Raw genomic sequence first — 5,601 nt, forward strand, 5'->3', positions numbered from 1 at the left:
ACCCGCACGGCGAGATCGTCGGAGCGGTCGGCGGCCACGCCGGCTAGGTCATACCACCGGATGGCCTCAGTGGGGTTGGGAGTGGTTTTGCCGTAGGTCACCAACGCCCTGGCGGCGTGTGACCACATGGCCGGCGTTTCCAGGTGCTGTTGCAGGATCACAAGGTCGTTCGCGAGGCGGGACTGAAGCACCACGGCTCCCACCGCCATGTAGTCCCGACCGTACTGGTCGACCCGCTCCCGCCAGTCCTCCTCAGCAGTCCGGCCGCGTAGCGCAGCGCTGAAACCGGCCCGGATCAGTTCGCCGGCCACGACCGGGCCAACGACGCCGGCCGCCAGGCCGAACATCTGTCGACGCCTCATCTCACCCTCCCCCAGGAGCCGCGCGTAGGCGAGCACGATGTCTGGCGTTGCTGTCCTCCGCCCAGCCTCGACATTGCTCAGGTGTGACACCGAGTACGAGGTACGAGCGGCCATTGAGGCCAATGTAACCCCGGCCTCGGTACGAGTCTGCCGGAGTTGGGTGCCGAGATCGTCCACACGTCCCCCTGCTGAAAAGCCCTGAAAACATTGACCTCCTTCCGAGCGTAGTCCCGTCGTCGCACGCTGAAATCACACGACGCGACCGGATGGATGTCCTAGGCGCCAGGGTGAGGGAGCACGCGCATGATCCGGCTACTCCGCCGACTCCGCCACCGGCCCGCACGGCTGGACGCCACCGGTCCCGCCACGGTGTATTCGGCGCGGGCCGGCGCCTACCGCCCACTGTGGGACCAGCCGACGGTGATCCTCGATCATCGGCCGTTGATGACCCGGTTGGCCCGGCAGCGGGCCTGCCGCCGGTGATGGCCACCGGTGCCCGGCCGCGCTCCGGCAGTCTGTCGACGGTTCAGCTACGTAACCGGATGATCTTGTCCGCCCGGCGGATCATCGCCGAGCACTGGCCGCGGGTGGACCGGTGCCCGATCTGCCGATCCGGGTGGCCGTGTCCGCCCACCGAGACCGCATACGACTACCTCGGCTCGGTCGGGCAGGGCAACTGGGCGCCCCCGCAACGCGCGCGGAGCCGGCGTTGAATCCCGGCGACGCGACCATCCGCCGCAGGTGGCGGGACCTGCACGACCACCGGCAGGTCAACGGCCGCTGCCTCGTGTGCGGCACCCCGCAGCGATGCTGGCCCTGGGCGGACGCGTACGCCGGGCTACTCACGCACGACCTGCTCGGCTCATCCCTATCTCTGGAGGCGACGTGAAACCTGCAACCGATCCAGGCTGTGTGCCCAGCCAGGGCGGATCACGGCGTCGGCGCCACGCCTGACCGCGATGCGCTGGAGCCGCGCCCTGCCCACCCCGCCGGTGCACTGGCCCGGCACGTGAGCAGCCACGATCCCGGATAGATCAGGAGAGCGCCCGTGCAGGTATCCCAGGCCCTGGACGTGATGACTGCCATCCTCCGGGCAGCCGAGCACCCCGACATCGTCGAGGTCACCCGCTACGGCGCCGACACCCAGCCGGGCGGACAGTCGCCCCCGGGGATCAAGGTCAGACACCAGTCCGGGACAGCCGCCATGCTCTGGGCCGGCGTACCACCGCGCGACGCCACACCGGTACCGCTGCCCACCGGGCCGCTGCCACCGAAGCAGCGCGCCGCCCGAATCCTCGTGCTCGCTCAGCAACTCCTGGATGTCGCCCGGCCCGAGGTGTTCACCTCGTGGGAGCTGTGCCAACAGCCCGGCGTGGAAGTGCCCGTTGCCGCCGCGATCCGCATCACTGCCAGCGACCGATCGGTGATCTACCTCCGCGCTACCGCGGCATCCGGGGGCGCGGGCGAGCCCGAGACCGACCCGTATCCGGACTACCAGATCCCCCAGGGAGTCCAGTCATGGCATCTCAGTCGCAATGCTCCACCTGCGGAGCCCGCGTCGGTGTAGCCCAGGTAGTTCCTGCCCATCGCATCAGGCGATGGGCAGCCGGGGCGCCTGCCCCGGTTCAGGACAGCCCACCATGTAACAAAGGCGGCCCGTTCTCCCCGATCGGGAGGGCGGGGCTTTGTTTCTATTCGGGCTGGTGTGGTGGTCGGCGTCGGCGTGCGGCGTAGATGAGGATGACGCCGGCCAGGATGGACAGGGCGGCAGCACCGATGCCGGCGGTCATGTTGGAGCCGGTGATGGGTAGGTCGGGCTCGTCGGGTGGTGGGTTGATGGTGACGCCGATCGGTGTGGATTGGCTGTTGGGGCAGGTGTTGGTGCTGGTGTAGCCGGCGGTGAGAGTGTGGGTGCCGACGAGCAGTGTCGTGACGTGGGTTGCGGTGCCGGTGGTGGTCAGGGGGACGGTGGCGAGGTGGGTGGTGTTGGTGTGGAAGGTGATGGTTCCGGTGGGGGTGTCGACGTTGCAGGTGACGGTGGCGGTGAGGGTGATGTCCTGATCCGCTGTCGGGGTGGCTGGGGCGACCTGCAGGGTGGTGGTGGATGTTGGTGGTGCGACTAGGGCCATGCTGTGGTCGTCGCCGTTGTCGATGGCGGTGACCGTGGTGCCTGCGGGCAGGTCGACGTCCACAGGTGTGCTTCTGTCGGTGTTGGTGCCATCGCCCAACTGGCCCTGGCTGTTCCTGCCCCAGGCGAGGATGGTGCCGGTGGAGGTCAAGGCCAGACTGTGATCGCCGTCGTGGGCAGTGATGGCAGTGATCGTGGTGCCTGGGGGTAGGTCGACGTCGACGGGTGTGGTGCTGTCGGTGTTGGTCCCGTCGCCTAGCTGGCCGGCGGAGTTCTGACCCCAGGCGAGGACGGTGCCGGTGGAGGTCAACGCCAGGCTGTGGCGGCCGCCGCCGGCGATGGCGGTGATCGTGGTGCCTGGGGGTAGGTCGACGTCGACGGGTGTGGTGCTGTCGGTGTTGGTCCCGTCGCCCAACTGGCCCTGGCTGTTCCTGCCCCAGGCGAGGACGGTGCCGGCGGAGGTCAACGCCAAGCTATGGCCACGGCCGCCGGCGATGGCGGTGATCGTCGTTCCTGCGGGTAGGTTCACGGGAACGGGCTTGTTCTTTGCAAGGGTGGTCCCATCTCCCAGCTCACCAAAGAAGTTGAGTCCCCAGGCGAGGACGGTGCCGGTGGAGGTCAACGCCAGAGCATGGAAGGTGCCCGTGGCGATGGCGGTGGCTGTGGTTCCGGCCGGCAGCTTGACGTCCACGGGAGTGGTGCTGTCGGTGTTGGTGCCGTCACCCAGTTCGCCGGAGCCGTTCTCGCCCCAGGCGAGGACGGTGCCGGTGGAGGTTAAGGCGAAACTGTTGCCGTCGGTGCCGGCGATGGCGGTGACCGCGGTGCCTGCGGGCAGGTCGACGTCGACAGGGAGACTGCTGTCAGTAGTGGTCCCGTCCCCTAGCTGACCGAAGACATTTTCACCCCAGGTAAGGACGGTGTCTGACGCGACGTCGGATGGTGATGGCGCGTGCTGCGCGGCCGCGGGCCACACGGCGACTGCCTGCGTGACCACCGCGGCCAACACCACAAAGAACCAGCCGGTGATGGCCCGGCTCCCCCGGCCCGCGCCACGTCCTGCCGATCGGCAGAGTCTCTCCATCGTTCCTACCTCCAAGCAGGCAAGCGCCGTCAATAGGGCAGGCGTAAGTGTCAACCACCTATCCCACGTAGATATGGAGAAACGCCCTGAAGTTGACATCCAGCTGACGCCGCCGGTCGACACGCCTGCCGCCCACTGTGGGACCAACCGACGGTGATCCTCGACAGCCGGCCGTTGCTGACCCCGCTGGCCCGGCAGCGGGCCTACCGCCGGTCATGGCCACCCACGCCCGGCCGCCCTCCGGCAGCCTCTCTACGGTCCAGCTACGCAACCGGATGATCCTGTCCGCCCGGCGAATCATGACCGAACACTGGCCGCGAGTGGACCGGTGCCCGATCTGCCGGTCCGCCTGGCCGTGCCCGCCCACCGAAACCGCCTACGACTACCTCACCACGCTCGGGCAGGGAGGTTGGGCGCCACCCGAACCCCGGGGCCGGCGGTGAAGCCCGCCGCCGCGCGCTCTCATTTGTCAACTGGAAGGGGCTGTCCTGTCGTGCGTGTCCGTCCTGGCGCCGCAATCCGCCACCACCGCCGCTACCCCAACGGATCCGGAAAGAGAATCCACCAAGCCCTCCCCCATCCGGGCCCCCTGTGGTGGCTAAACAGGGGCCGCTGGTGAGCGAGACTGGTGTCGGTTTCCCTGGTCACGGGCAGGTATGGTGCGGGCACGCAGATAGCTTAAGATCATCTTGGTGAATACAGAACCTATCAGCATCGACAGCGTCGCCGGCCCGATTGTCGTGACGACCAACGCCTTCCGGGCCCACCCTGTCGTCACCGTTAGCGGAGTGCCAGCCCCCCGGACCGGCGGGCACCAGTACGCGCTGCCGGCAGCGGGCGGTGGTGCGGTTGAAGCCACTGTACGCAGCGCGTTCGCCGACCCCTACCCGACTGTGGAGGTCAACGGTGTACGGCATCGGACCGGGCCCTCGGTACCGGCTGTCCTGCGAGTCATGACCCTGCTGCCGATCCTCCTGATGGTCGCTGTCGGTGGCGCCCTCGGTGGACTGATCGGAGCGCTGGGCTTTGTGGTGAACGTGGGTGCTGTCACCCGCATCCAGACCCCGACCGCCGTTAAGGCATTGATCATGGTTGGCGTCAGTGCCGTCGCGTTCGTCCTCTGGTTCGCCGTCGCCGTCGTGGTTACTGCAGCATTCAGCCTGAATTAGTTGGGTCTCGCCTCGGCAACACCGAGCCCGACCACCCTGCCTCGGCCACTCGGACGAGGGCGTAGTAGCCGGCCATCGCCAGCGCCACCACCCCGGCAGTGAGGGCGGTGGACGACGTCGAGGACGATGCCCGCCGTCGAGGCCAGCCAGGCGAGCAGCGCGCCGGCAGCCGCGGGGCCGCGGTGCGGATGAGCGAGATCAGGTAGTCGTGGGTCATTCCTCTCCGGGTGTGCGGGGTGGGCCTGATGCCACGGCGGTCTCATGTCTCGTTCAGGCATGTTTTTCGGGTTCATGTCTTGGTGGGGTTGGTGTCGGTTTAGCTCGGGGTGGTTGCTGCCGCCTGCCTGGTAGCCGAGGAACACCACCGCGGCCCCGCCCTCCGGGGTCGGTGGTTCTCGTCCGTGACGGGGAAGGACGCCAACACCGCGATGAACGATCAGCGCCACGAACACAAACCGGACCGACCAGGTGCACGCCGGGCGAGGTCACGACGGCGGGCCGTCGGACTGGCCGGGATGACCAGCCTGGCCCTCACCACCAGCCTCGGCGTTGGCGGCGCGCCGGCTATCGGCGCCGTCGAACGCGCTGTCACCGCCGCCGATGACCGGCTGGGAAGACCTATCCGCGCCTCCACCGACAACAAGGATCACGAGGGCAAGGGTGAGAAGGACAANGGCAAGGCCACACCAGTTCGGTGTGGCGCCGATGCGCTGATCGCGGCGATCACCCTCGCCAACGCCCGCGGNGGTGCTGTCCTCGACCTCGCCGAGGACTGCACCTACACACTCATGGGCGACATCGACGACGGTGCGGGCTTGCCCGCGATCACTACCCCGATCACTCTCAACGGCGGCAAACACA

Annotated in this window: 8 protein-coding genes and 2 pseudogenes; 7 read left to right on the forward strand and 3 right to left on the reverse strand. The window is 68.2% G+C overall.

The genetic code is table 11. The annotated features are described in order from the left end of the window. On the reverse strand, positions 1-539 hold a 539-nt coding region (locus B118_RS29245; protein WP_043542034.1), incomplete at its 3' end, for a helix-turn-helix domain-containing protein. A 126-nt stretch (positions 540-665) separates the two neighbouring features. Between B118_RS29245 and B118_RS0124520 the strand changes: the two genes are divergently transcribed. The 4 genes from B118_RS0124520 (at position 666) to B118_RS0124530 (ending at position 1,929) form a co-directional block, all read left to right on the forward strand. After that, positions 666-845, forward strand: coding sequence for a hypothetical protein (locus tag B118_RS0124520; protein ID WP_028193650.1), 180 nt, complete (start codon positions 666-668; stop codon positions 843-845). Continuing rightward, on the forward strand, positions 845-1,075 hold the full coding sequence (locus tag B118_RS33330; RefSeq protein WP_027646216.1) for a hypothetical protein: 231 nt from the start codon (positions 845-847) through the stop codon (positions 1,073-1,075). Before B118_RS0124520 ends, B118_RS33330 begins: the two co-directional genes overlap by 1 nt. Continuing rightward, positions 1,072-1,251: a hypothetical protein gene (locus tag B118_RS31320; RefSeq protein ID WP_080678177.1), complete on the forward strand. Its 180-nt coding sequence runs from the start codon at positions 1,072-1,074 to the stop codon at positions 1,249-1,251. The genes B118_RS33330 and B118_RS31320 overlap by 4 nt, the downstream gene beginning before the upstream one ends. Positions 1,252-1,410: 159 nt before the next feature. Further along, positions 1,411-1,929 (forward strand): hypothetical protein, encoded by a 519-nt coding sequence (locus B118_RS0124530; protein WP_028193651.1) that lies wholly within the window; start codon positions 1,411-1,413, stop codon positions 1,927-1,929. Between the two features lie 124 nt (positions 1,930-2,053). Here B118_RS0124530 and B118_RS0124535 read toward each other — a convergent pair whose 3' ends face one another. Beyond that, the gene (locus B118_RS0124535) at positions 2,054-3,571 is read right to left on the reverse strand and encodes an RCC1 domain-containing protein (protein ID WP_028193652.1); all 1,518 of its coding nucleotides are present in this window, start codon (positions 3,569-3,571) and stop codon (positions 2,054-2,056) included. Positions 3,572-3,786: 215 nt separating this feature from the next. Between B118_RS0124535 and B118_RS33335 the strand changes: the two genes are divergently transcribed. Continuing rightward, positions 3,787-4,014 carry a hypothetical protein gene (locus B118_RS33335; protein ID WP_027646987.1) on the forward strand — a complete coding sequence of 76 codons (228 nt, stop codon included), beginning with the start codon at positions 3,787-3,789 and terminating at the stop codon, positions 4,012-4,014. A gap of 249 nt (positions 4,015-4,263) precedes the next feature. Continuing rightward, entirely contained in the window at positions 4,264-4,740 is a 477-nt protein-coding gene (locus B118_RS0124550; protein WP_028193653.1) for a hypothetical protein, read from the forward strand. On the opposite strand, the pseudogene B118_RS31325 reads toward B118_RS0124550, so the two are convergent. Then, positions 4,727-4,957, reverse strand: a pseudogene (locus tag B118_RS31325) (hypothetical protein). The gene B118_RS0124550 and the pseudogene B118_RS31325 sit on opposite strands and share 14 nt — an antisense overlap. Positions 4,958-5,141: 184 nt before the next feature. Here B118_RS31325 and B118_RS0124560 point away from each other — a divergent pair. After that, positions 5,142-5,601: pseudogene (locus B118_RS0124560) on the forward strand (right-handed parallel beta-helix repeat-containing protein); the annotation flags it as partial.

Origin of the sequence: Salinispora pacifica CNR114 (assembly GCF_000514775.1) — a bacterium.
Taxonomy (GTDB): domain Bacteria; phylum Actinomycetota; class Actinomycetes; order Mycobacteriales; family Micromonosporaceae; genus Micromonospora; species Micromonospora pacifica.

Coding starts and splice junctions, on each gene's coding strand:
- B118_RS0124520 (WP_028193650.1), top strand. CDS start 666: ATGATCCGGCTACTCCGCCGACTCCGCCACCGGCCCGCACGGCTGGAC.
- B118_RS33330 (WP_027646216.1), top strand. CDS start 845: ATGGCCACCGGTGCCCGGCCGCGCTCCGGCAGTCTGTCGACGGTTCAG.
- B118_RS0124535 (WP_028193652.1), bottom strand. CDS start 3,571: ATGGAGAGACTCTGCCGATCGGCAGGACGTGGCGCGGGCCGGGGGAGC.
- B118_RS33335 (WP_027646987.1), top strand. CDS start 3,787: ATGGCCACCCACGCCCGGCCGCCCTCCGGCAGCCTCTCTACGGTCCAG.